Genomic DNA, 22,868 nt, shown 5'->3' with positions numbered 1-22,868 from the left:
CTTCGGCCAGACCTGCGCACATCCGATCAGCGCCCGCGGCGAGGTCGTACCCCCGCTACGCTGAACGACGGCCGACACCAGCCACTCGGCCCAGCCCCGCCCCACGGAGACCCGATGAAGGCAGCCCCCGGCAGACTCCGGGACATCGCCGAGGAGCTCGCGCGAACCACCGGCCTCCGTGTGCAGATCATCGGCGGATCCCTGATCGCGGCCCCTCCCCCCTGCGGCAAGCACGCGGGGACCGTCGGCCGGCTGCGGGTCCGGCTCGACCAGCGGCTGCCGGCCGGGCTCGCCGGCTACCAGGTCTCGTCCGTGGGCACACCGGACGACGACGAGGACTACGCGACCCCGGACCTCGTCGTCCTCCCCACCGACTGGGGAAGGAGCGACGAGTGGCTCGCCGACCCCCGGGACGCGGCACTCGCGGTGGAGGTGGCCGCCAGGGCCGACGGGGCGAGCGGCACCACTCCCGGGGCCGACTGGTACGCCGCCGCGGGGCTCGCCGCACTCCTGGCCGTCGACCCCCGCAAGGGCACCTGGACGTACTTCACCCACCCGCGCGACCGGGAGTACCGGGGCGTGCTGCGCGGCAGGTACGGCGAGCCGGTGCCGCTCACCGCGCCGTTCACGGACGAACTGCCGACCGTGGACCTGCCGTTGTACGCGCCCCGGCGCTGACCGGCCCTCAGGCCGCCGCGTCGCCGTCCCAGTCGATGCCGATCTCGGCGAGCCAGCGGCGGTCGGCGTCGTCGGGGCCCTCGGCGGACCGGGCGCCGGAAGGCGTGGGCGGTGCCGGGGTCCGGGGTGGGCGGGGGATCTCCTGGACGGGGCCGAGGCCGTACTGTTCGGCGGCCGCGGCGGCGCGGGCGTCGGGTTCGATGACGCCGACATGGACGACGCTCTCGTCGCCCGGGTCGAGCACGGTGAGTTCGGGATCGGGCAGACGGCGCAGGGTGACGCGCCGTCCGCAGGTCGGGCAGGACCACTCGTCGGCTCCGGAGGCGAGCCGGCCGACGAACTTCATTTCGTGGATCACACGCATGGCGGCACCCCCTGACCGGAATGATGCCCGCCCTGGGCGGATCGCCAACCTGCGGGTACGGTCGCCGGGGCGGTGGTTCCTGGCCGCGCGGACGAACGGGGAGGGCGGGCGATGGACCGCGAGTGGGGCGTCGAGGAGAGCATCGGTGTGGCCGCCACGCCGACGGAGGTCTACCGGGCCGTCAGCACCGTCCGGCGGACCGGCGAGTGGAGCCCCGAGTGCCGGGCGGTGTGGGCGCGACGGGGACCGCTGCGGGCCGGGGACCGGTTCGTCGGCTTCAACCGGCGCGGCCTGTTCGTCTGGTTCACCACCTGCCGGGTGACGACGGCCCGCCCCGGCAGCGACTTCGCGTTCCGGGTGGACGCGTTCGGGCTGCCGATCGCCGAGTGGGGCTACCGGTTCGCGCCGGACGGCGAGGGCGGCACGATCCTCACCGAGTACTGGCGGGACCTGCGGACCGGGCGCGGCGCACCCGCCGCCGAACTGCTCGGCAAGGTCTTCAGCGGTGTCGCCCCGGAGCGGCGGGCCGCGCACAACCGGGCCGGCATGCGGGCGACCCTGCGCCGGATCCGGCGGACCCTGGAGGCCTGACCCGCGGCGGACCACCAGGCCGGACCGCACCGGGAACAGCCCCCCAGCCCCGCCCCGGGGGGCCGGGCTACTCCAGGAACAGCCCCCGGGCGGCCGCCGACTGCTCGATGGCCTCCAACCGCGCCTCGGCGCCCGGCAGCTCGTCGCACATGGTCTGCAGCAGCACCCGGCCCAGCATCATCGGAGCGCAGGCGGTGTCGAAGACCAGCCCGGTGCCGACGGCGGCCGGCAGCATCAGGTCGGAGAGCTTGGCGACCGGCGCGAAGACGCTGTCGGCCACGGTGACGACGGTCAGCCCGCACTCCCGGGCCACCGCCAGGGCGTCCATCAGCTCGCGCGGGTAGCGCGGCAGGGCGAAGCAGAGCAGCACGCTCGCGCCCGCGGCCGCGGCCTGTTCGAGGCGGTCGGCGAGCATGCTGCCGCCCTCGTCCAGCAGCCGGATGTCCGGGTGCACCTTGGCGGCGAAGTAGGCGAAGCCGCGCGCCTGCGCGGAGGCGGCCCGCAGGCCGAGCACCGGCAGCGGGCGGGAGGCGGCCAGCAGCCGGGCGGCGCGGGCGATCGGCTCGGGGTCGGCGAGCAGCTCGGCCAGGTGCCGCAGGTGCTCGATCTCGGCGAGCACGGCCTGCTGGTGCTCGTTGCGGACGGCGTCGGCCGGGGTCTCGGGCGCGGCTGCCTCGCCGGCGCCGAGTTCGCGCAGCTGCTTGCGCAGCGCCGGGTAGCCGTCGTAGCCGAGGGCCACCGCGAACCGGGTCACCGAGGGCTGGCTGACACCGGCGAGTTCGGCGACCTCGACACTCGAGAGGAACGGCGCCTCGGTGGCGTGCCGGACCAGCGAGTGCGCGATCCGCCGCTGGGTCGGGGTGAGCCGGTGCCCCTCGAAGAGCTGGAGCAGCCGGGCGGAGGGACCGACCGTGCCGGCGTCGTCGGTGGCGGTCATGGCGGTACCTCCGGATGCGAGCTGTTCGGACGACTGTGCAGCAGCGGACGGCCGCTGGCAAAGACGTCTCGCCCGACGGGACATCGGGCGAGACCTCCCGGAGCGGTCCCCGGGCGGGGCGCGGGCCCGTCTCGGGGTGACCCTGAGATACCCCTGAGACCGCCCTGAATCCCCGTCGGACCGATGGACCGGCGGTCCCCGGGGGGAGGAAGCTGGTGCCCATGGACACTCGTCAGGACGATCTGCGGCGCGATCTGGACGCCACGCTGCAGGCCCGCAAGGAGCTCGGCCCGGAGTACGAGTCGGAACTCGTCGACTCCTTCCTCTCCCGGATCGACGCCCGCCTGGACGCCCGGGTGGAGCGCCGGGTGGCCGAGCGGCTCGGCCCGGCCGACGGTTACGGCCCCGCCGAGGGCCACGGACCGGCCGGGGCGTACGCCCGTCCGGGGTACGGGCCGCGCCGTTTCGGCGGCCGGTCGGCGACCCGGCTCCCGATCATCTCGCTGGTGCTCGGCATCCCGCTGTCCGGCATCGCCGCCGGCAGCTCCGGTTTCTGGGGCCTGCTGGTGTGCTGGGGCGGCATCGTCGGCGTCAACGTCTCCTCCGCGCTCGCCGAGCGGATCCAGGAGCAGCGCGGCACGAAGGCCCCGGAGAGCGACTGGGACCGGTGACCGGCGGCCTTCGCGGCCACCGGTCACCCGCCCCGTCCGTGCGGTGCGGCGCGGAGGTCAGGCCAGCGGGCCGGTGACCCGCTCGACGGCCCGCACCAGCTCGCCCGAGGCGACCAGCGCGGCGGCGGCCTCCAGGTCCGGCGAGAGGAAGCGGTCGCGACCGGCGCCGCCGACCCCGGCGGCACGGGCGGCCTCCATCGCCGCGGCCGTGGCCGGCGCCGGCTCGGCGCCCGTGCCGGCCTGCCGGCGGATCTCCAGCGCCCGGGCGGCGGCGGTGAGCTCGACGGCCAGGACGCGGCCGAGGTTCTCCACGGACTGGCGCAGCTTGCGCGCGGCGGACCAGCCCATCGAGACGTGGTCCTCCTGCATGGCCGAGGAGGGGATCGAGTCGACCGAGGCCGGCACCGCGAGCCGCTTGTTCTCGCTGACCAGCGCCGCCTGGGTGTACTGGGCGATCATCAGGCCGGAGTCCACGCCCGGGTCGTCGGCCAGGAAGGCCGGCAGGCCGTGCGAGCGGGCCTTGTCGAGCAGCCGGTCGGTGCGGCGCTCGGAGATCGAGCCCAGGTCGGCGGCGGCGATGGCGAGGAAGTCCAGCACGTAGGCGACCGGGGCGCCGTGGAAGTTCCCGTTGGACTCGACCCGGCCGTCCGGCAGCACCACCGGGTTGTCGACCGAGGCGGCCAGCTCCCGGGAGGCGACCAGCTGGGCGTGCGCGAGGGTGTCGCGGCCGGCGCCGGCGACCTGCGGGGCGCAGCGGATCGAGTAGGCGTCCTGGACCCGCGGCGCGTCGTCCTGGTGGTGGCCGGTGAGGCCGGAGCCGCGGAGCACGGCCAGCATGTTGGCGGCGGCGGCGGCCTGGCCGGGGTGCGGGCGGATCGGGGCGTGCAGCTCGGGGGCGAGCACCTTGTCGCTGCCGAGCAGGGCCTCCAGGGTCATCGCGGCGGTGATGTCGGCGGTGGTGAACAGCCGCTGCAGGTCCGCGATGGCCATGACCAGCATGCCGAGCATGCCGTCGGTGCCGTTGATGAGGGCGAGGCCCTCCTTCTCCAGCAGCTCGACCGGCTCGATGCCGGCGGCGGCGAGCAGTTCGGCGGCCGGCTTCTCGACGCCGTCCGGGCCGGTGGCCACGCCCTCGCCCATGAGGACGAGCGCGCAGTGCGACAGCGGCGCGAGGTCGCCGGAGCAGCCGAGCGAGCCGAACTCGCGGACCACCGGGGTGATGCCGGCGTTGAGGAGGGCCGCCATGGTCTGCGCGACCAGCGGGCGGACGCCGGTGCGGCCGCTGGCGAGGGTCTTCATGCGCAGGAACATCAGCGCGCGGACGACCTCGCGCTCGACCACCGGGCCCATCCCGGCGGCGTGCGAGCGCACCAGCGAGCGCTGCAGCTGGGCGCGCAGCTCGGGGCTGATGTGCCGGACGGCGAGGGCGCCGAACCCGGTCGAGACGCCGTAGACGGGGCGCGGTTCGGCGGCCAGGGCGTCGATCCGGGCGCGCGCGGTCGCCATCTCGGCGATCGCGTCGGGGCCGATCTCGACCCGGGCGTTGCCCCGGGCGACGGCCAGCACGTCCTCGGCGCCGACGTCGGCCTTGCCGACCTGGACGAGCGGCGCGTGGGCGGCCGCAGCACTGTGCATATCCATATGCATCATCTCAGCAGGTGAATGGAGATATGACAACCATCTCGGCCCGGTCGAAACTCCCCGGGCCGGACCGGCCGGTCATCAGGATTTTCGAATAACCGGGCCGGTGCCGCACGCTGTGGGGAGGCGGACGGCGCAACGCCGGGCGCGGCGGACGGGAAGGCGGGCGGGACGATGACGCGGGCGACGGCACGGCGGCGGGTGCTCCGGCTGCGCGGGGACGGGCGCAGCACCCGGCCCGACGCGCTCGCCGCCGAGGAACCGCTGGAGATCCGGCTCGGCGGCGAACCGCTCACCGTCACCATGCGCACCCCCGGCCAGGACTTCGACCTGGTGGCGGGCTTCCTGGTGGGCGAGGGCCTGGTCGCCACCGGCGAGGAGCTGGCGGCGCTGCGCTACTGCGCCGGCACCGACGCGGACGGCGCCAACACCTACAACGTGGTGGACGCGACGCTGCGCGACACCGGCCGCCCGCTGCCGCTCTCCGCCCACCGCAACCTGCTCACCACCAGCGCCTGCGGACTGTGCGGCCGCGACACCGTGGACGCCGTGCGCACCCACGTCCGGCACCCGGTCGACGCGGACCCGCTGAGCGTCCCGCCCGCGCTGCTCTACGCCCTGCCGGACCGGCTGCGCGCCGTCCAGCGCACCTTCGACTCCACCGGCGGCCTGCACGCGGCCGGCCTGTTCGACGGCCGGACCGGCGAACTCCTGTGCGCCCGGGAGGACGTCGGGCGGCACAACGCGGTGGACAAGGTGGTCGGCTGGGCGCTGCGGGAGGGCCTGCTGCCGCTGACCGGCCACGTGCTCCTGGTCAGCGGCCGGGCCTCGTTCGAACTGACCCAGAAGGCGGCGCTGGCCGGGGTGCCGCTGCTGGCCGCGGTCTCGGCGCCGTCCTCGCTGGCCGTGGACCTCGCCGAGGAGCTGGGCCTGACCCTGGTCGGCTTCCTGCGCGGCGAGGGCGCCAACGTCTACACCCGGCCCGACCGGATCGCCTGAGCCGCGCCACCGCGCCCGGGCCCGACTCGCCCCCTCGCCCCACCCCGACCGGGCCCGCCCCGCCCCACGCAGCCCCGACCCGACCAGGGTCAGGCCCAGCTCCTCGGCGAGGCCCGCCCCGCCTCACCGCAGCTCCGCCTCGACCAGGTCCGCCGCCCGCGCCGTGCCGCCCTCGGCCCGGACCGCGGCGCGCTCCTCGGCCAGCCGCCCGGCCACCGTCGGGTCCCCGGTCAGCTCCAGCAACGCGGAGCGCAGCGCCTCGGCGGTCGCGTCCTCGGTGTCCAGCCGCCGGGCCACCCCGAGCGCCACCAGCGAGTCCGCGTTGGCGAACTGGTCGACGGCCTGCGGCACCGCGATCATCGGCACCCCGTGGAAGAGGCCCTCGCTCGCGCCGCCGGTGCCGGCGTGGGTGACGAAGGCGTCCGCCTGCGCCAGCACGTCGAACTGCGGCACCCAGCGGTGCACCTCCACATTGGCCGGCACCTCGCCCAGCCCGGCCCGGTCGGTGTGGCGGCCGATCTGCAGGACGACGTGCCAGCCGGGCAGGCCGCCGAAGGCCTCCAGGCAGGCCCGGTAGAAGGCCGGCCGGTCGGTGAAGGCCGAGCCGAGCGAGACCAGCAGCACCTTGTCCGCCCCGGCGGGCCGCTGCCAGCGGCCCTGGTGCGAGCGGTCGCCGAAGCACTGGCCGACGAAGGTGATCCGGTCGGTGTCGACCCGGTCCGCCTGCGGCTGCAGGGCCCGGGGGATCAGCGCGAGCGCGCGGTCCGGACGGTTCTTGAACCGCTCGACGTCCCGCTCGACGTCCTGGACGGCGAGGCCGTTGCCGGTCAGCCAGTCGGCGAACCGCCGGTAGTGCTCGGGACCGCCGGGCCCGGTGCGGAGCATCTCGAACATCGGGGCCATGTCCTCCTCGATGCCCTCCCAGCCGACCATCGTGGGCGACAGCTGCACCACCGGCACGCCGTGCGCCTGCGCCACCGCCCGGGCGGCGAAGGCGCCGATGTCGTACAGCACGAGGTCGGGCCGGTCCTCGGCGAAGAGCTTCAGCAGCGCCGGGGTCATCGCGAGGGCGTCGTCGAGGAAGACGTCCTGGACCGCGACCGGGTCCTCCGGCCACCCGGCGGGGTCGCCGTCGAGCGGCAGCGCGGTGTCGTACGGGACGGGCGTGGCGCCGGTGGACGCGACCGTGTCGGCGAAGGACGGCGCGTTGACGTAGCTCACCCGGTGGCCCCGGGCGACGAGCTCGGCGATCAGGGCGAGACTCGGGTTGACGTGGCCGTGGGCCGGGATGGAGACCATGGCGACATGGGCGGAGCGGGTCATCTCGGTGGTCCTCTCGGAAGGCTGTGCTGCGACCGTCTCTGTCGAGACGAGACGGTTCGTCTCGTTGACGTGCCACCAGAATGCCCCGGCGGATCCGCACTGTCAAGACGAGACGGATCGTCTCGTTGTCTCGCTAGAATGGCGCCCATGACCGGACCGCAGACCGCCCCCGACCCGAGCCGCCGCAGCGAACAGAGCCGCGCCGCCATCCTCACCGCCGCCGCCGAACTCGTCGCCGAACTCGGCTTCGGCAAGCTGACCATCGAGAAGATCGCCGCCCGCGCCGGCGTCGGCAAGCAGACCATCTACCGCTGGTGGCCCTCCAAGGGCGCCGTCGTCTTCGACGCCTTCCTCGCCGCCAACGAGAACCCCTCCGGCGGTCTCGCCCTCCCCGACACCGGCGACCTCGGCGAGGACCTGCGGACCGTCCTGCGGCTCACCGCCCTCGAACTCGCCGACCCCGCCTTCGACCGCACCGGCCGCGCCCTCACCGCCGAGGTCCTCACCGACCCCGCCCTGCTGCGCGACTACCGCGAACGCCTGCTCGACCCCCTGCTGACCGTCACCCGCGAACGCCTGCGAACCGCGCGCGAGGCCGGACAGCTGCGCGCCGACGCGGACCTCGACCTCGCCGTCGAACTCCTCTACGGCCCGCTGTACTACCGGTGGCTGCACGGCCTCGGCCCGCTCGACCCCGGCTACGCCGACCAGGTCGTCGCGGCCGTCCTGGGCGCACTCGGCCCCGCCCGGGACTGAGCACGCCCGGGCGGACCGGGACCGGGGCAGGCCTCAGGAGCGGTTGCGGCGGCGCAGCATCAGCACCACGACGACGATCACCGCGATCACCAACAGCACCGCACCGATGCCGATCACCAGTCCGATGATCTTGCCGAGGCCCTTCTTCTTCTTTTTCTTCGACTTGTCCTTGGACGCGGCGAGCTGCGCGGCGTCGTGACGCTCCGTCGCCGCCCCGACCTGCCCGGCGCCCTGCCCCGCCGCCGTCCGCACCCCGGCCCCGGTCGCGGAGGCAACGGAAGCCACCGAGGCCACGGAAGCCACGGACGCAGCCGGAGCGGCCGAGGCCGCCGGCGCGGCCGCCAGCGCCGTCCCGCCGAACGCGAGCACCGCGGAGAGCACCAGGCCCGTCACCCGAGCACGCACAGGAATCAACCCCCGTCATCGATCCGGCGCGACCCCGACGGCCCGCCGACCGCCGACACCATCCCACGCCCGCCCCGCCCCGCCCACCCCCGGAACCGGACCGCGACCGGCTCGGAACCAACCGGTCACCGAAGCACCACACTCCCCGGGGCACCCGGGTCCCGACGCCGCCCCGGGACCGGGCCGCGGGTCAGGTGCCGGGCGGGGAGGCGGGGCCCGCGAGGGCGACGGCGACGAGGGCGCGGAGGGCCGAGGCGACCTGGCCGAGCGGGAGGGTGGCGTCGTCGGCGAAGAGTTCGAGCAGCCAGCCGCCCGCCGGGTTCTGGCCACCGGCCGCGACCATGCCGCGGTAACCGGCGACCACCAGCATGGCCTCCTCCGCCGGGTCGTTGCCCGCCGCCCCGGCGCGCAGCGCGAAGGCGCCGCCGCGCACGGCGGTCCGGGTCAGCGGGTAGTGGCGGAGGTCGAAGACGGCGTCCGGGGCCTCGATCTGGGCGCGCTGGGTCTCCGCCCGGGTGCTGCTCGGCCCGCTGGTCATCCGGTAGACGGCGTGCCGCGCGGTGTGCATCAGCTGCGACCCGGGCGGCACGTAGGAGATCCACCAGCCGACCGCGTCCAGCAGCCGGGCCGTGGTCTCCGCGACGACGGCGAGCTTGCCCATGGTGTCGGCCGGGTGGACGGCGCGGGCGGCGCCCTGCCGGTCGAGCGCGGCGAGCACCGCCGTGAGCAGTTGGCCGGGATCGGCGCTGTGCGCGGCGCCGCGGAACCGCCGGCGGTCGCCGGTACCGGCCCGGCCGCCGGAGCGGGGGCGCCCGTCGGTGCGGTACTGCGGGTCGGCGGCGTCCGCGAGCAGCACCGTCGGGTCGGGGGCGAAGCCCGGCCCGTGGCTGCGGCCGGCGACCACCGGGTGCGCAGCGCGGGCGGCCTTGGCCCGGTACTGCGCGGCGTCGGCGAGCCGGAAGAGCCGGTCGGGGGTGGTGACGGGACCGATGGAGTCCCCGGTGGAGGCGATCCCGCAGGCGACGCCCTCGCCCTCGGCCAGGGCCAGCGCCCGCGCGCACAGCTCCTCGGCGACGGCGACCACCTCGTCCGCCTTGCGGCCCTCGACGAGCAGGCAGAACTCGTCACCGCCGAGCCGGGCCGCGAGGCTCCCGGGAAGCTTCGCCGCGGCCAGCGACAGCTGGTGGGCGAAGCGCTCCAGCAGCCGGTCGCCCACCTCGTGCCCGAGCTGGTCGTTGACCCGCTTGAGGCCGTTGACGTCGCAGACGACCAGGGACACCACCGTGTTGTCCCGGTTGTGGGCGGCCAGCGCGCTCTCCAGCCGGGCGTCCACCGCGCGCCGGTTGGCGAGGCCGGTGAGCGGATCGGAGAAGGCGAGCTTGCGCAGGTCGGCGAGGCGCTCGGTCTGGGCCAGGCCGGCCGAGATCTGGGCGGCGAGCAGGGTCGCGTAGTCGGCGTCGGCCTCGGTGAACTCGGCCGCCCCCGCGGTCCGGGCCAGGTAGAGCTCGCCCCAGGCCTGCCCGTGCAGCACGATCGGGGCGACCACGCAGCAGGCCCGGCCGCGTCGGCGCAGCGCGGCGGCGCGTTCCTGGCAGTACGCGCCGGCGGTCGGGTGGGTGTGCCCGGCGTGCGGCTGGGAGTTGTCGGCGCTCTGCACCCAGGCGCGCGGCAGCCGGCCGGTGCTCCAGCGCTCCTCCAGGTAGGTGACGATCTCGGGGAAGTCGGCGACCGGGTAGGACTCGTCCTCGGGCAGCTCCTCCTCGCCGGGGGAGAGCTCGCCGTGGTTGACCAGGACCCGCAGCCGCCCGGACTCGCGGTCCCAGACCGAGACGGCGGCCATCGCGGCGTCGAGCGCCGCGGTGGCACGGGCGGCGGCGGCCCGGACCGCCTCCAGCGGGGTGAGCGCCCCCGCCATGTCCTGGGCGAGCTCGACCACGGCCGTCAGCCGCGCGTCGGTGGCCGCGGCACCGACGGGGGCATCGCCGGGCGCTCCGGGAGCCGGGGGCACCGGACCGCCGGCCGCCGGCTGCCGCGTCCGGTCGCAGTCGCGGTCCGTCATGATCGCCTCACTGCTCACCGGCTCGCCTCGCTCCCTGTGCCCGGTCCTCCTGGTGGCCGGCGGACGACCGCCGTGCCCGCACCGTCCGTACCGGTGCCACCACCGAAGGCTCCCGAAGGTCCTACCCGTCCGACATCGGTTACCCGCCCGACGGTTCGCCACTCCGGCCGCCCGGACCGGAGCGCCTGCACCAAGACTATGGCGGTTTCGTTCGGTTATGCCCTGTTTGGGAGCCGGGATTCGCCGGACCGCGCGCGCCTTCCACCGTTCGGCGTGGCCCGACGGGCGCCCGTCGTGCGCCCGTCGGACGGCGGGAGGGCGCCCGTAGGACGGCGGGAGGGCGGCGCGCAGCGATGACGGACGGCCACGGGGGCGGTGACGGGCGGGGCGGTTCCGCCGGTGACGGGCCGTTGCCGGAATCGGCGGAGGGACCGGTGACGAGGCCCGTGACCAGGCTCGTGACCAGGCCCGTGACCAGGCCCGTACGAGGCCGGGACCCTACTCCCCGTGCGGCCGCCGGGAGAGCAGCCACGGCTCGACCAGCCCGAGCCCCCGCACCGGACGGCGCCACATCGGCTGCAGATTGAACCGGTGCCCGGCCTCCGGCAGCGGCCCGTGGTGACCGGTCGGCGGCAGCCCAGCGGCCACCGACAGGGCGTCGGCCAGCCCGGACCCGTCCTCCCCGGCCGGCGCGACGCTGCCGTACTGCTCCAGCGCGGCCGCGAACTCGCCGTCGATCAGCACCGCGTCCTTGGGCGCGATCGAGGTGAGCCGGCTGGCCAGGTTCACCGTGGTGCCGAACACGTCGCCCATCCGCGAGGTGACCGTGCCGAAGGCCATGCCGACCCGCAGCGCGGGGATGGTGTCGTCCTCGGCCAGCGCCTCGATCAGGCTGAGCGCGATCCCGGCCGCGATCACCGGGTCCTCGGAGACGAAGAGGATCTCGTCGCCGAGCGTCTTGATCACGCGGCCGCCCCGGCCGACGATCAGGTCCGAGCAGGTGTTCTCGAAGGTCTCGACCAGCTCGCCGAGCTCCTCCTCCTCCAGCCGCCGGGACAGCCGGGTGAAGCCGACCAGGTCGGCGAAGCCCACCGCGAGCCGGCCGCTGGTGATCTCGTTGTCCTCGGCCGCCTGCACCACCCGGCCGGTGACGGCGGCCAGCTGCCGCCGCCAGACGTACACCAGGAACTGCTCCAGCTCCGGCAGCAGCAGCTCGACCAGCGGGTAGGCGACATCGGCCCGGGTGAGACCGGGCTCGACGGACTGGGTGAGGTTCTCCAGGAAGGTGTCCATCTGCCAGCCCGCGAGCCGGGCCGTGGTCTGCCCGGTGGAACGGGCCACCTGGATCGCCATCGACTCGCTCAGCAGACCCGACTCGACCAGGCCCGCCAGCCGGCGCAACGCGATCACGTCGCCGTCGGTCAGCGCCCGCGACTGGCCGATGTCCGGGAAGCCCATCGCCCGCCAGAAGCGGGTGGCCAGTTCCATCGGGACGTCGGCGGCCCGCGCGGCCTGGTACGGGGTGTAGCGGCGTGGCGCGTCCAGGATCAGGCGTTCGAGGTCGAGGGCGACGGTCTGGTCGTCGGAGCCCGCCGGGCCGCCGTTGCCGTCGGCGCCGTGGCCGCCGCCGTTGCTGCCGTCCTCTGCCACCGGTCCGTCCCCGTGCGGTCGCCGCACTCGCCTCGTGTCGTGCCAGTGCGGGCGCGGCCGCCCCCGTTCGGGCAGTGGCGCGCCTCACACTGCTGCCAGGTGGAATGTTCGCACGGAATCGCGCGATCCGGGGCATCCGCCCGAGTCAAGGGGAGGTAAGGGGAGGCACGGTGACCCGCCCGGCGCACGGCGCGCGACCCGTCCGGCGCAGGGACGGCGCGGGGCCCGGCGCGAGGCCCGACCCAGGGACGGCGCGGTGCCCGCGTACGCCCCGGCCGGGCGCCGCCCCGCACCGCCCGGGCCGTTCCGGGTGCCCGCGCTACCGCCCGTCGCGCGGCTCCGGGCGCACATGGACGACGTCCCCCGCGCCGACCGCCCGTCGGCCGCCGTCCGGGGTGCGGACCACCAGCTGCCCGGCGCCGTCCACCGCGACCGCCTCGCCGACCAGTTCCCGGTCACCGGGCAGCAGCACCTTCACCGGCCGGCCCAGCGTGGTGCAGCGCTGCGCGTACGCGCGCAGCAGGCCGCTGGTGTGCGGGTCGCCCCCGGCGGCCGTCCACTCCCCGTACAGCTCGGCGAACTCGCGCAGCAGCGCGCGCAGCAGGGTGGGCCGGTCGGTGACGGCGGCACCGGCCAGGGCGAGCGAGGCGGCGGTGGGCACGGGCAGTTCGGCGGCCCGCAACGACACGTTGAGGCCCAGACCGGCGACCACCGCCCCGCCGCCCAGTTCGGTCAGGATGCCGCCGATCTTGCGCTCCGCGCCGTCGACCTCCACCTGGAGGTCGTTGGGCCACTTCAGGCCGACCTCGACCTCCGCGACCCGGCCCAGGGTGCTCGCGGCGGCGACGCCGACCAGGATCGGCAACCAGCCGTACCGTTCGACGGGTACCTCGTCCGGGCGAAGCAGGAGGGAGAGGAAGAGACCGGAACGGGCGGGCGCGCTCCACTGCCGTTCCAGCCGGCCGCGGCCGGAGTTCTGCGACTCGGCGATCAGCACCGCGCCCTGCGGGGCGCCCGCGCGGGCCCGGGCGGCGAGGTCGGTATTGGTGGAGCCGGTCTCCTCGACGACGTCCAGCGAGGTCCAGAGCCCGCCGGGGCGCACCAGGTCCCGGCGGAGCGTGGCGGCGTCCAGCGGCGGGCGGTCCAGATCGGTCCACGGCGACGGCCCGGCGTGGCCGAGGCCGCGCAGTCCACTGCGGCGGGGGGTGTCGGAGGTCATGCGGCTCACCCTAGGCGGACACCGCGCCCCGCACCGGCCGGGAGGCCGTACGCCGTCCCATACGCCGTCCCATCGTCTCCCGGAACGGGGGCCGACGACACTGTGGCGCTGACCATAACCGCCGGACATTACGCCGACCCTCCGCGCTGGCTACGCTACCCAACGGTAGTTCGTTGTGCCGCCCTGCACCCCTCGTCCGCGCCGCCCCCACCCGGCCCGCGCCACCGAAAACAGGTCGCGGCCCAGGATCAGGGAGAGCCACCGGAATGACCGAGGCGTCGCACGACCCGCACACCACCGCCGGCAAGCTCGCCGACCTCCGGCGAAGGATCGACGAGGCGGTGCACTCCGGCTCCGCCAAGGCGGTCGAGAAGCAGCACGCCAAGGGCAAGCTGACGGCCCGCGAGCGCGTCGTGGAGCTGCTGGACGAGGACTCCTTCGTCGAGTTCGACGAGTTCGCCCGGCACCGTTCGACCAACTTCGGCCAGGAGAAGAACCGGCCGTACGGCGACGGCGTGGTCACCGGCTACGGCACCGTGGACGGCCGTCAGGTCGCGGTGTTCGCGCAGGACTTCACCGTCTTCGGCGGCTCGCTCGGCGAGGTCTTCGGCGAGAAGATCGTCAAGGTCATGGACTTCGCACTGAAGACCGGCTGCCCGGTCATCGGCATCAATGACTCCGGTGGCGCCCGGATCCAGGAGGGCGTCGTCTCGCTCGGCCTGTACGGCGAGATCTTCCGCCGCAACGTGCACGCCTCCGGGGTGGTCCCGCAGATCTCGCTGATCATGGGCCCCTGCGCGGGCGGCGCGGTCTACTCCCCCGCGATCACCGACTTCGTGGTGATGGCCGATCAGACCTCGCACATGTTCATCACCGGCCCCGACGTGATCAAGACCGTCACCGGCGAGGACGTCGGCATGGAGGAGCTGGGCGGCGCGCGCACCCACAACACCAAGTCCGGCAACGCGCACTACCTGGCGGCGGACGAGAAGGAGGCGATCGAGTACGTCAAGAGCCTGCTCTCGTACCTGCCCTCCAACAACCTCTCCGACCCGCCGGCCTTCCCGGAGGAGGCGGACCTCTCCGTCACCGACGAGGACCTCGAACTCGACACCCTGGTGCCGGACTCGGCGAACCAGCCGTACGACATGCACCACGTGGTCGAGCACATCCTCGACGACGGCGAGTTCCTGGAGACCCAGCCGCTCTACGCGGGCAACATCATCACCGGCTTCGGCCGGGTCGAGGGCCACCCGGTCGGCATCGTCGGCAACCAGCCGATGGACCTGGCGGGCTGCCTCGACATCGCCGCGAGCGAGAAGGCCGCGCGCTTCATCCGCACCTGCGACTCCTTCAACATCCCCGTCATCACCTTCGTCGACGTGCCCGGCTTCCTGCCCGGCACCGAGCAGGAGTGGGACGGCATCATCCGCCGCGGCGCCAAGCTGATCTACGCCTACGCCGAGGCCACCGTCCCGCTGATCACCGTGATCACCCGCAAGGCCTTCGGCGGGGCGTACGACGTCATGGGTTCCAAGCACCTCGGTGCCGACCTCAACCTGGCCTGGCCGACCGCGCAGATCGCCGTGATGGGCGCGCAGGGCGCGGTCAACATCCTCCACCGGCGGGAGATCGCCGAGGCCGACGCGGCCGGCCTCGCCGACGAGAAGCGGGCCGAGCTGATCGCCTCCTACGAGGACACCCTGCTCAACCCGTACCTGGCGGCCGAGCGCGGCTACGTGGACGCGGTCATCGCGCCCAGCGAGACCCGCCGGCACATCGTCCGCGGCCTGCGCGCGCTGCGCGGCAAGCGCGAGGTGCTGCCCCCGAAGAAGCACGGCAACATTCCGCTGTAGTGGCTCCTCTCAGGAGGATCGCGAGAGGATTGAGCATGGCCCCGATCCATGTGCTGCACGGGCAGCCGACCCCCGAGGAGCTGGCCACCGTCCTGGCGGTGGTCCAGTCCCGGGCCGCCGCCGCGCAGGCCGCCGCCGAGGCGGCCCGCCGCGCGGGCGCCGGCCCGGACTCCGCCTGGAACGACCGCGCGCGCCGGCTGCGCGCGACCCCGCGCCCCGGCGTCAACGCCTGGCGCACCTCCGGCTGGGCCGGTTAGCACCGCTCGGCGCCGACCGTCCCCGGTGCCGCCACGTCGGCGTCGGGGGACGGTGGGAACGGCCGCTCGGCACTGCGCGCTGCAGTGCCGAGCGGCCGTTGCTGTTGCCGGTGCCGTTCCTCCCCGATGCCGTTCCCTCCTGGGCAGGTCGGCGTCGGTGCGCGCGTGGGTCCGTGAGTGTGGGCGTGGACGCGTGGACGCGTCGATGCGGTGGGCGCACTTTGCAAAGCGTGCACTTTGCAAAGTGCACGCTCCTCGGGCCCGCTCCGACCGGTGCGGAGCGGGCCCCGCAGCGGGCGACCGCCCAGCGAAATCCGCGCGAAAACCGCGTGTTTCCCCAGCTCACACCCCCACAACGAGCACATCGGGCCGCACCGGGACGCTTCGGCGCCCGCTCAGTAGCCGCACTTTGCAAAGTGCCCACTTTGCAAAGTGCGGGCAGGAAGGAGCACCCCGCCGAGGGCCCGGATTGCCCCGAAAGCTGAGTACGGATACTCAGGCGTCCCGCCGACCGGGGGCGCACCCTGGAACGATGCTCTGGTCAGACCCCCGCGACGAGCCCTCCCCGGAAGCACGGCGCATGCAGCGACGGCTGCAGCGGGCCGGTCATGTGCTCGCCGTCCTCGCGCTGGTGATCGCCGTCCTGCTGATGGTCTGACGACCGCGGAACGACCGCCCGGAGCAGCCCTCTACCCTGGTGGCATGACCGACCGTCGCTCCCTCGTGCTCGCCTCCGCCTCCCCCGCCCGGCTCGGGCTGCTGCGCCAGGCGGGCCTCGACCCGCGCGTGGTGGTCAGCGGCGTCGACGAGGACGCCATCACCGCCGCCACCCCCGCCGAACTCGCCCTCGTGCTCGCCAAGGCCAAGGCCAAGGCCGTCGCCGTCACGCTCACCGAGGGCGAACTGGTGATCGGCTGCGACTCGGTGCTGGAGCTGGACGGCCAGGCCCTCGGCAAGCCCGCCGACGAGGCCGAGGCACTGGCCCGCTGGCAGGCCATGCGCGGCCGGGCGGGCGTGCTGCGCACCGGCCACTGCGTGATCGACACCGTCAGCGGCCGGCAGGCCTCCGCCACCGCCTCCACCACCGTCCGCTTCGGCACGCCGGACGACGCCGAGGTCGCCGCGTACATCGCGACCGGCGAACCGCTGCACGTGGCCGGGGCGTTCACCCTGGACGGCCGTTCGGCCCCGTTCGTCGAGGGCATCGACGGCGACCCGGGCAATGTCATCGGGCTCTCGCTGCCGCTGCTGCGCGGGCTGCTCGCCGAACTCGGCGTGCGGATCACCGACCTCTGGGTCTGACGGGCCGACCGGATCCGCAGCCCGACCGCCCGCGCCCACGGTCAGCACCCGCACCCACGGCGCCCCGCGCCGAAGCCCCGCACCCGCACCGGGCCCTGCGCATACGACGGACCCGCGCGCACCGCGGGCCCGGTCGCGGCGGAGCGTCCCCCACGCGCCGGAAGTCGGCCACCGGAACGCCGCCGGGGCGTCGCCCACGCGCCAAAGAGCGGCACAATTGTCGCCATCTCACCATCCGACAATCCGATGTGATGCACGCTAGAGGGGCGCCCGGACGGCGCCGACGCTCCAAACCGACGGGGGAGATGGCGAGCGGATGACCGACAGTCTGCTCAACGTCCTGCTGGGCCTGGTGGCCAGCGCGATCAGTGCTGTCCTCGGCTGGCTCGGCCAGAGCCTGCGCCGAAGACGCCGGCTGGAACGGACCAGGGACTTCCTCGGCCTGCCCGCCGGCAGCGAGTGCCTGATCGTGGTCAACCGCAGCATCGGCACCGGCGCGCACCCCCGGACGGTCACCCGGCGCGACGCCTACGCGCTGATGGAACTGGCCGCCCTGGTGAAGGAGTGCGGCGCGCACACCGACCTGGTCGCGCACGACGCCGCCCCGCGCGGCCTCGGCACCAAGACCGAGTTCTGCTTCGGCGGCCCCGTCTCCAACGACCGGATGGCCGCCCACCTGGCCTGGGGCCTGCCGGGGGTCGTGATCTCCAACGACCGGGAGGTGCGGGACAACACCATCACCATCGGCGGCCGCTCGTACGCCGCCGACCTCCGGGCCGGGGAGTACGTCCTGCTCGCCCGGCTCGCCACGCCCGGGCACGGCCGCCCGGTCTTCCTGATCTCCGGCCAGACCGGTATCGCCAACCACGCCGGCGTCCGCCACCTGGTCGCCCACCACCGCCGGCTGGTCCGCCTGTACGGCACGGACGGCACCTTCGCCCTGCTGCTCAAGGTGGTCAACCCCGGCGCGTACGGGCCGGACGTGGTCGAGCAGATCGCCGACGTCACCGCCCTGGCCGTCGAGCACCCGCCGACCCCTCCGGGCGGTCCGGACACCATCGCCGGAACCACTCCCGGAACCACGCCCGCGGTCGCACCCGCAACGGCGTCGGCGACGGCGTCCACGACGGCACCCGCACCGACTCCCGCACCGACTCCCGGCCCGACCCCCGCATCCACCCCCGCTCCTTGAACGGCACGCGCACCAACGGCACGCGCACCAACGGCACGCAGACCGACGGCAGGTGCCACCCGGCCCGCCGTACCCGTCACGCCGCCACGCCGCCCCGTCACCGAGCGCAGTCGCCGCACCACCCAGGCCGCATGCGCCACCACCTGCACATACTCCCGTCGGGCCGCCCACCGCCCGCTCGGGCGCATCACCCTCTGTGTGGGATAGTTCACAACCTGGGGCTACTCGCCGGTACTGCCCAGGAATCCATAAACTCAACGAGGTTCAAGAAGGGAGCCACAGTGCGCAAGGTGCTCATCGCCAACCGCGGGGAAATCGCTGTCCGCGTCGCCCGGGCCTGCTCGGACGCCGGTATCGCCAGCGTCGCCGTCTACGCCGAGCCGGACCGGGATGCGCTGCACGTCCGCGCGGCCGACGAGGCTTATGCGCTGGGCGGCGACACCCCCGGCACCAGCTACCTGGACATCGCCAAGGTCCTCCAGGCCGCCGCCGACTCCGGTGCGGACGCCGTCCACCCCGGCTACGGCTTCCTGTCGGAGAATGCCGACTTCGCCCAGGCCGTGCTCGACGCGGGCCTCACCTGGATCGGCCCGCCGCCGCAGGCCATCCGCGACCTGGGTGACAAGGTGACCGCCCGGCACGTGGCGCAGCGCGCCGGTGCCCCGCTGGTCGCCGGTACCCCGGACCCGGTCTCGGGTGCCGAGGAGATCGTCGCCTTCGCCCAGGAGCACGGTCTGCCGGTCGCCATCAAGGCGGCCTTCGGCGGCGGCGGCCGCGGCCTCAAGGTCGCCCGCAACCTGGAGGAGATCCCGGAGCTGTACGACTCGGCGGTCCGGGAGGCGGTCGCCGCCTTCGGTCGCGGCGAGTGCTTCGTCGAGCGTTACCTGGACAACCCGCGGCACGTCGAGACCCAGTGCCTCGCGGACAAGCACGGCAACGTGGTGGTCGTGTCCACCCGTGACTGCTCGCTCCAGCGCCGGCACCAGAAGCTGGTCGAGGAGGCGCCCGCGCCGTTCCTGACCCCCGAGCAGAACGCCGAGCTGTACCGGGCGTCGAAGGCCATCCTCAAGGAGGCCGGCTACGAGGGTGCCGGCACCTGCGAGTTCCTGGTGGCGACGGACGGCACGATCTCCTTCCTGGAGGTCAACACCCGTCTGCAGGTGGAGCACCCGGTCACCGAGGAGGTCACCGGGATCGACCTGGTCCGGGAGATGTTCCGGATCGCGGACGGCGAGGAGCTCGGTTACGACGACCCGGAGGTGCGGGGTCACTCCTTCGAGTTCCGTATCAACGGCGAGGACCCGGGCCGCAACTTCCTGCCCGCGCCGGGCACGGTGACGCTGTTCGCGCCGCCGTCGGGCCCGGGCGTCCGGCTGGACTCGGGTGTGGAGAGCGGTTCGGTCATCGGCCCCGCCTGGGACTCGCTGCTGGCCAAGCTGATCGTGTCCGGCCGGGACCGCAAGCAGGCGCTGGAGCGGGCGCGGCGCGCGCTGGCCGAGTTCAAGGTCGAGGGCATGGCGACGGCCATCCCGTTCCACCAGGCGGTCGTGACCGACCCGGCGTTCGCGCCCGAGGTGCACGGCGGCGAGGGACCGTTCACGGTCTACACCCGGTGGATCGAGACCGAGTTCGACAACACGATTCCCGCGTTCGCCGGTGCCGCCGGCGAGGGCGAGGAGGCGGAGGGCCGGGAGACCGTGGTCGTCGAGGTCGGCGGCAAGCGGATCGAGGTCTCGCTGCCGTCCTCGCTGGGTGTCGCCGCCGCCCCGGCGGCCGGTGCGGGGGCCGCGAAGGCCAAGCGCCGGGTCGGTGCCAAGAAGGCCGGTTCGGCGGTCGGCGGTGACACGCTGGCCTCGCCGATGCAGGGCACCATCGTGAAGGTCGCGGTGGAGGAGGGTCAGGTCGTCGCCGAGGGCGAGCTGATCGTCGTCCTGGAGGCGATGAAGATGGAGCAGCCGCTGAACGCGCACAAGGCGGGCACGGTCGTCGGCCTCAAGGCCGAGGTGGGTGCGAGCGTCTCGAGCGGCGCGGCGCTCTGCGAGATCAAGGACTGATCCGGGGCCCGATCGGGCACCGAGAGGTCCGCCGCCGGTCCGTACACCTTCGGGTGTGCGGACCGGTCACGTTTTCGGCGGCGGTGCGGTGGTACGGCGACGCGGCAACACGGTGCTGCGGCAGAGCGGCGGTACGGCAACACGGCGGCGCGGTGGCACGGCAGCGCAGTGGCACGGCGGCACGGCGACGCGACGGCAAGCCGAAGCGCCGGAGCGGCGCCCCCGCCCCGCGGGCCTCAGCGCCCGCGCGGCAGGCCCAGTTCGGCGAGTCTGACCGGCAGCGGTCCACCGGGCCCGCCCGGCCCGCCGGGACCGCCGTGGGTGCCCGGCCGCCGCTGGCCGGGCAGCGGCGCCCCGCCGGGCGGCGGCGCGCTGCGGCGGGCCAGCGGACCGGGCTGGGTCTGGTGGACGGGGCCGCTGCCGGTGCCGTGGACCGGGGCGTCGCCGGGCGGCGGGGCCCCGAGCGGGGCGAGGTCGATCTGCACCCCGCAGTCGGCGAGCGCGTCCAGTTCGCGGGCGGTGGCGTCGTCCGCGGTGGCGTGCTCGTCGGTGACCAGCCGGGTGATGGTCTCGGTGGGGACGGTCTGGAACATGGTGTCCGCGCCGAGCTTGGTGTGGTCGGCGAGGATGATGACCTCGGCGGCCGACTGCACCAGTGCCCGGTCCACGCTCGCGGAGAGCATGTTCGTGGTCGAGAGTCCGCGTTCGGCGGTGAGCCCGCTGCCCGAGACGAAGGCCTTGGTGACCCGCAGTCCGTGCAGCGACTGTTCGGCACCGCTGCCGACCAGGGCGTAGTTGGACCCGCGCAGGGTGCCGCCGGTCATCACCACCTCGACCCGGTTGGCGTGCGCCAGGGCCTGGGCCACGAGGAGGGAGTTGGTGACCACCGTCAGCCCGGGCACCCGGGCGAGTCGGCGGGCGAGTTCCTGGGTGGTGGTGCCGGCGCCGACCACCACGGCGTCGCCTTCCTCCACCAGTCCGGCGGCGAGATCGGCGATGGCGCTCTTCTCGGCGGCGGAGAGGTGGGTCTTCTGCGGATAGCCGGGTTCGCGGCTGAAGCCGCCGGGGAGCACCGCGCCGCCGTGCCGGCGGTCGAGGAGCCCTTCTGCCTCCAGCGCCCGTACGTCGCGGCGTACGGTCACTTCGGAGGTCTGGACGACGCGGGCCAACTCCCGGAGCGAGACGGCTCCGTTGGCGCGCACCATTTCGAGGATCAACTGGCGACGTTCTGCTGCAAACACAGAACCGACGGTAACCTGCGTGACCGTCTGCTTTCAGGCGTTTGCTGCTAGTAGCGGGAATTGCTCACGCCCGAGCGGCGCGTGACCGTACAATTCGCGCCGCCGGTACGCCGGGGCTGCGCCCGCCGTCCGGGTGACGCCCCCGGACGCGCGAAGGGCGGCCGCCGAACGGCGACCGCCCTCAACTGGGCACCGGAGGCTCAGGATTCGCCCGCGTCGCGCTTGCGGATGTGGAGCTGGCGGGCGGCCTCGGCGGTGGAGCCGGAGACCGACGGGTAGACGGTGAAGGCGCTGGCCACCTGTTCGACCGTCAGATTGGCGTCCACCGCGAGCGCGATCGGGTGGATCAGTTCGCTGGCCCGCGGGGCGACGACCACGCCGCCGACGACGATGCCGGTACCGGGGCGGCAGAACAGCTTCACGAAGCCGTCCCGGATGCCCTGCATCTTGGCGCGCGGGTTGCCGCGCAGCGGGAGCTTGACCTCGACCGCGTCCATCTTGCCGCACTTCACATCGGCCGCGGTGTAGCCGACGGTGGCGATCTCGGGGTCGGTGAAGACGTTGGAGGCCACGGTCTTGAGGTTGAGCGGCTGCACCGCGTCGCCGAGCGCGTGGTACATCGCGATCCGGCCCTGCATGGCGGCGACCGAGGCGAGCATGAAGACGCCGGTGCAGTCGCCGGCCGCGTAGACGCCGGGGGCGGAGGTGCGCGACACCCGGTCGACCTGGATCTGGCCCCAGTCGTTGAGCTTGACCCCGGCCTCCTCCAGGCCCATCCCCGCGGTGTTCGGGATCGAGCCGACGGCCATCAGGCAGTGGGTGCCCTCGACCACGGTGCCGTCGGAGAGGGTGACCTCGACCGTGTCGCCGATCCGCTTGACCGTTTCGGCGCGGGAACGGCTCATGACGTTCATGCCGCGGCGGCGGAAGACCTCCTCCAGCACCTCGGCGGCGTCCGGGTCCTCGCCGGGCAGCACCCGGTCGCGCGAGGAGACCAGGGTGACCCTGGAGCCGAGCGCCTGGTAGGCGCCGGCGAACTCGGCGCCGGTGACGCCGGAGCCGACGACGATCAGCTCGCGCGGCAGCTCCTCCAGGTCGTACACCTGGGTCCAGGTCAGGATCCGCTCGCCGTCCGGCTGGGCGTCGGGGAGCTCGCGCGGGTGGGCGCCGGTGGCGATCAGCACCGCGTCGGCGCGCAGGGACTGCACGCTGCCGTCGGGGGCGTCGACCAGCACCTCGCGGGAGCCGTCCACGGCCTGCCCGCCGCCGCCCAGCCGGCCGCGGCCGCGCAGCACGGTGACACCGGCGCGGGTGACGGACTGGGTGATGTCGTGGGACTGCGCGATCGCGAGGCGCTTCACCCGGCGGTTGACCTTGCCGAGGTCGACACCGACGACCCTGGCCGGGGAGTCGATGTGCGGGGTGTCGTCGGCGACGATGATGCCCAGCTCCTCGTACGAGCTGTCGAAGGTCGTCATCACCTCCGCCGTCGCGATCAGCGTCTTCGACGGCACGCAGTCCGTGAGCACCGCCGATCCGCCCAGGCCGTCGCGGTCGACGACGGTCACCTCCGCGCCGAGCTGGGCCGCGACGAGCGCCGCCTCGTAGCCGCCTGGTCCGCCACCGATGATCACGATCCGAGTCACGTCACCCATTGTCCCGCACGCCGGGAG

At 74.4% G+C, this 22,868-nt stretch carries 20 protein-coding genes and 1 pseudogene; 11 read left to right on the top strand and 10 right to left on the bottom strand.

Features of this window, described 5'->3' with window-relative positions; genetic code table 11:
• The first annotated feature begins 114 nt into the window (after positions 1-114).
• Entirely contained in the window at positions 115-678 is a 564-nt protein-coding gene (locus ACIPYS_RS37550; RefSeq protein ID WP_400754755.1) for a Uma2 family endonuclease, read from the top strand.
• 7 nt (positions 679-685) lie between these two features.
• Here the strand turns inward: ACIPYS_RS37550 and ACIPYS_RS37545 are convergent, their stop codons facing one another.
• Complete coding sequence (locus tag ACIPYS_RS37545; protein ID WP_159424982.1) at positions 686-1,042, bottom strand: hypothetical protein; 357 nt, start codon at positions 1,040-1,042, stop codon at positions 686-688.
• A gap of 111 nt (positions 1,043-1,153) precedes the next feature.
• On the opposite strand from ACIPYS_RS37545, the gene ACIPYS_RS37540 reads away from it, so the two are divergent.
• Positions 1,154-1,633: an SRPBCC family protein gene (locus ACIPYS_RS37540; RefSeq protein WP_400754752.1), complete on the top strand. Its 480-nt coding sequence runs from the start codon at positions 1,154-1,156 to the stop codon at positions 1,631-1,633.
• A 67-nt stretch (positions 1,634-1,700) separates the two neighbouring features.
• Here ACIPYS_RS37540 and ACIPYS_RS37535 read toward each other — a convergent pair whose 3' ends face one another.
• The gene (locus ACIPYS_RS37535; RefSeq protein ID WP_030393442.1) at positions 1,701-2,570 is read right to left on the bottom strand and encodes a MurR/RpiR family transcriptional regulator; all 870 of its coding nucleotides are present in this window, start codon (positions 2,568-2,570) and stop codon (positions 1,701-1,703) included.
• Positions 2,571-2,791: 221 nt separating this feature from the next.
• Between ACIPYS_RS37535 and ACIPYS_RS37530 the strand changes: the two genes are divergently transcribed.
• Positions 2,792-3,241 carry a hypothetical protein gene (locus ACIPYS_RS37530; protein WP_093861830.1) on the top strand — a complete coding sequence of 150 codons (450 nt, stop codon included), beginning with the start codon at positions 2,792-2,794 and terminating at the stop codon, positions 3,239-3,241.
• 57 nt (positions 3,242-3,298) lie between these two features.
• Here the strand turns inward: ACIPYS_RS37530 and hutH are convergent, their stop codons facing one another.
• On the bottom strand, positions 3,299-4,882 hold the full coding sequence (hutH, locus tag ACIPYS_RS37525) for a histidine ammonia-lyase (protein ID WP_400754747.1): 1,584 nt from the start codon (positions 4,880-4,882) through the stop codon (positions 3,299-3,301).
• A gap of 174 nt (positions 4,883-5,056) precedes the next feature.
• Here hutH and fdhD point away from each other — a divergent pair, with 174 nt between their 5' ends.
• Complete coding sequence (fdhD, locus tag ACIPYS_RS37520) at positions 5,057-5,881, top strand: formate dehydrogenase accessory sulfurtransferase FdhD (protein ID WP_400754744.1); 825 nt, start codon at positions 5,057-5,059, stop codon at positions 5,879-5,881.
• A gap of 123 nt (positions 5,882-6,004) precedes the next feature.
• Here the strand turns inward: fdhD and ACIPYS_RS37515 are convergent, their stop codons facing one another.
• A complete protein-coding gene (locus tag ACIPYS_RS37515; RefSeq protein WP_400754741.1) occupies positions 6,005-7,204 on the bottom strand; it encodes a macrolide family glycosyltransferase in 1,200 nt (399 codons plus the stop codon).
• A 147-nt stretch (positions 7,205-7,351) separates the two neighbouring features.
• Between ACIPYS_RS37515 and ACIPYS_RS37510 the strand changes: the two genes are divergently transcribed.
• Positions 7,352-7,960 (top strand): TetR/AcrR family transcriptional regulator, encoded by a 609-nt coding sequence (locus ACIPYS_RS37510; RefSeq protein ID WP_093861826.1) that lies wholly within the window; start codon positions 7,352-7,354, stop codon positions 7,958-7,960.
• A gap of 33 nt (positions 7,961-7,993) precedes the next feature.
• Here the strand turns inward: ACIPYS_RS37510 and ACIPYS_RS37505 are convergent, their stop codons facing one another.
• The 4 genes and pseudogenes from ACIPYS_RS37505 to ACIPYS_RS37490 form a co-directional block, all read right to left on the bottom strand.
• Positions 7,994-8,365, bottom strand: coding sequence for a hypothetical protein (locus tag ACIPYS_RS37505; protein ID WP_400754737.1), 372 nt, complete (start codon positions 8,363-8,365; stop codon positions 7,994-7,996).
• A 778-nt stretch (positions 8,366-9,143) separates the two neighbouring features.
• A pseudogene (locus tag ACIPYS_RS37500) lies at positions 9,144-10,280 on the bottom strand (diguanylate cyclase domain-containing protein); the annotation flags it as partial.
• Between the two features lie 642 nt (positions 10,281-10,922).
• The gene (locus ACIPYS_RS37495; RefSeq protein ID WP_093861824.1) at positions 10,923-12,074 is read right to left on the bottom strand and encodes an adenylate/guanylate cyclase domain-containing protein; all 1,152 of its coding nucleotides are present in this window, start codon (positions 12,072-12,074) and stop codon (positions 10,923-10,925) included.
• Between the two features lie 319 nt (positions 12,075-12,393).
• Complete coding sequence (locus ACIPYS_RS37490) at positions 12,394-13,293, bottom strand: biotin--[acetyl-CoA-carboxylase] ligase (protein WP_093861823.1); 900 nt, start codon at positions 13,291-13,293, stop codon at positions 12,394-12,396.
• Positions 13,294-13,559: 266 nt separating this feature from the next.
• Between ACIPYS_RS37490 and ACIPYS_RS37485 the strand changes: the two genes are divergently transcribed.
• The 6 genes from ACIPYS_RS37485 (at position 13,560) to ACIPYS_RS37460 (ending at position 19,954) form a co-directional block, all read left to right on the top strand.
• Positions 13,560-15,149: an acyl-CoA carboxylase subunit beta gene (locus tag ACIPYS_RS37485; protein WP_400754732.1), complete on the top strand. Its 1,590-nt coding sequence runs from the start codon at positions 13,560-13,562 to the stop codon at positions 15,147-15,149.
• A 35-nt stretch (positions 15,150-15,184) separates the two neighbouring features.
• On the top strand, positions 15,185-15,406 hold the full coding sequence (locus ACIPYS_RS37480; RefSeq protein WP_093861821.1) for an acyl-CoA carboxylase subunit epsilon: 222 nt from the start codon (positions 15,185-15,187) through the stop codon (positions 15,404-15,406).
• 532 nt (positions 15,407-15,938) lie between these two features.
• The gene (mmpB, locus tag ACIPYS_RS37475) at positions 15,939-16,064 is read left to right on the top strand and encodes a morphogenic membrane protein MmpB (protein WP_286158579.1); all 126 of its coding nucleotides are present in this window, start codon (positions 15,939-15,941) and stop codon (positions 16,062-16,064) included.
• Between the two features lie 44 nt (positions 16,065-16,108).
• Positions 16,109-16,708: a nucleoside triphosphate pyrophosphatase gene (locus tag ACIPYS_RS37470; RefSeq protein ID WP_400754727.1), complete on the top strand. Its 600-nt coding sequence runs from the start codon at positions 16,109-16,111 to the stop codon at positions 16,706-16,708.
• Between the two features lie 316 nt (positions 16,709-17,024).
• On the top strand, positions 17,025-17,900 hold the full coding sequence (locus ACIPYS_RS37465; protein ID WP_400754725.1) for a hypothetical protein: 876 nt from the start codon (positions 17,025-17,027) through the stop codon (positions 17,898-17,900).
• Positions 17,901-18,181: 281 nt separating this feature from the next.
• On the top strand, positions 18,182-19,954 hold the full coding sequence (locus tag ACIPYS_RS37460; protein ID WP_400754722.1) for an acetyl/propionyl/methylcrotonyl-CoA carboxylase subunit alpha: 1,773 nt from the start codon (positions 18,182-18,184) through the stop codon (positions 19,952-19,954).
• Between the two features lie 236 nt (positions 19,955-20,190).
• Here ACIPYS_RS37460 and ACIPYS_RS37455 read toward each other — a convergent pair whose 3' ends face one another.
• Both ACIPYS_RS37455 and ACIPYS_RS37450 read right to left on the bottom strand, forming a co-directional pair.
• Complete coding sequence (locus ACIPYS_RS37455; protein WP_231978832.1) at positions 20,191-21,159, bottom strand: DeoR/GlpR family DNA-binding transcription regulator; 969 nt, start codon at positions 21,157-21,159, stop codon at positions 20,191-20,193.
• Between the two features lie 236 nt (positions 21,160-21,395).
• On the bottom strand, positions 21,396-22,850 hold the full coding sequence (locus ACIPYS_RS37450; RefSeq protein WP_093861816.1) for an NAD(P)H-quinone dehydrogenase: 1,455 nt from the start codon (positions 22,848-22,850) through the stop codon (positions 21,396-21,398).
• Positions 22,851-22,868: the final 18 nt, after the last annotated feature.

It is taken from the genome of Kitasatospora sp. NPDC089913 (genome assembly GCF_044748625.1).
GTDB lineage: Bacteria > Actinomycetota > Actinomycetes > Streptomycetales > Streptomycetaceae > Kitasatospora.
This window is presented reverse-complemented; position numbering and strand designations above follow the sequence as displayed.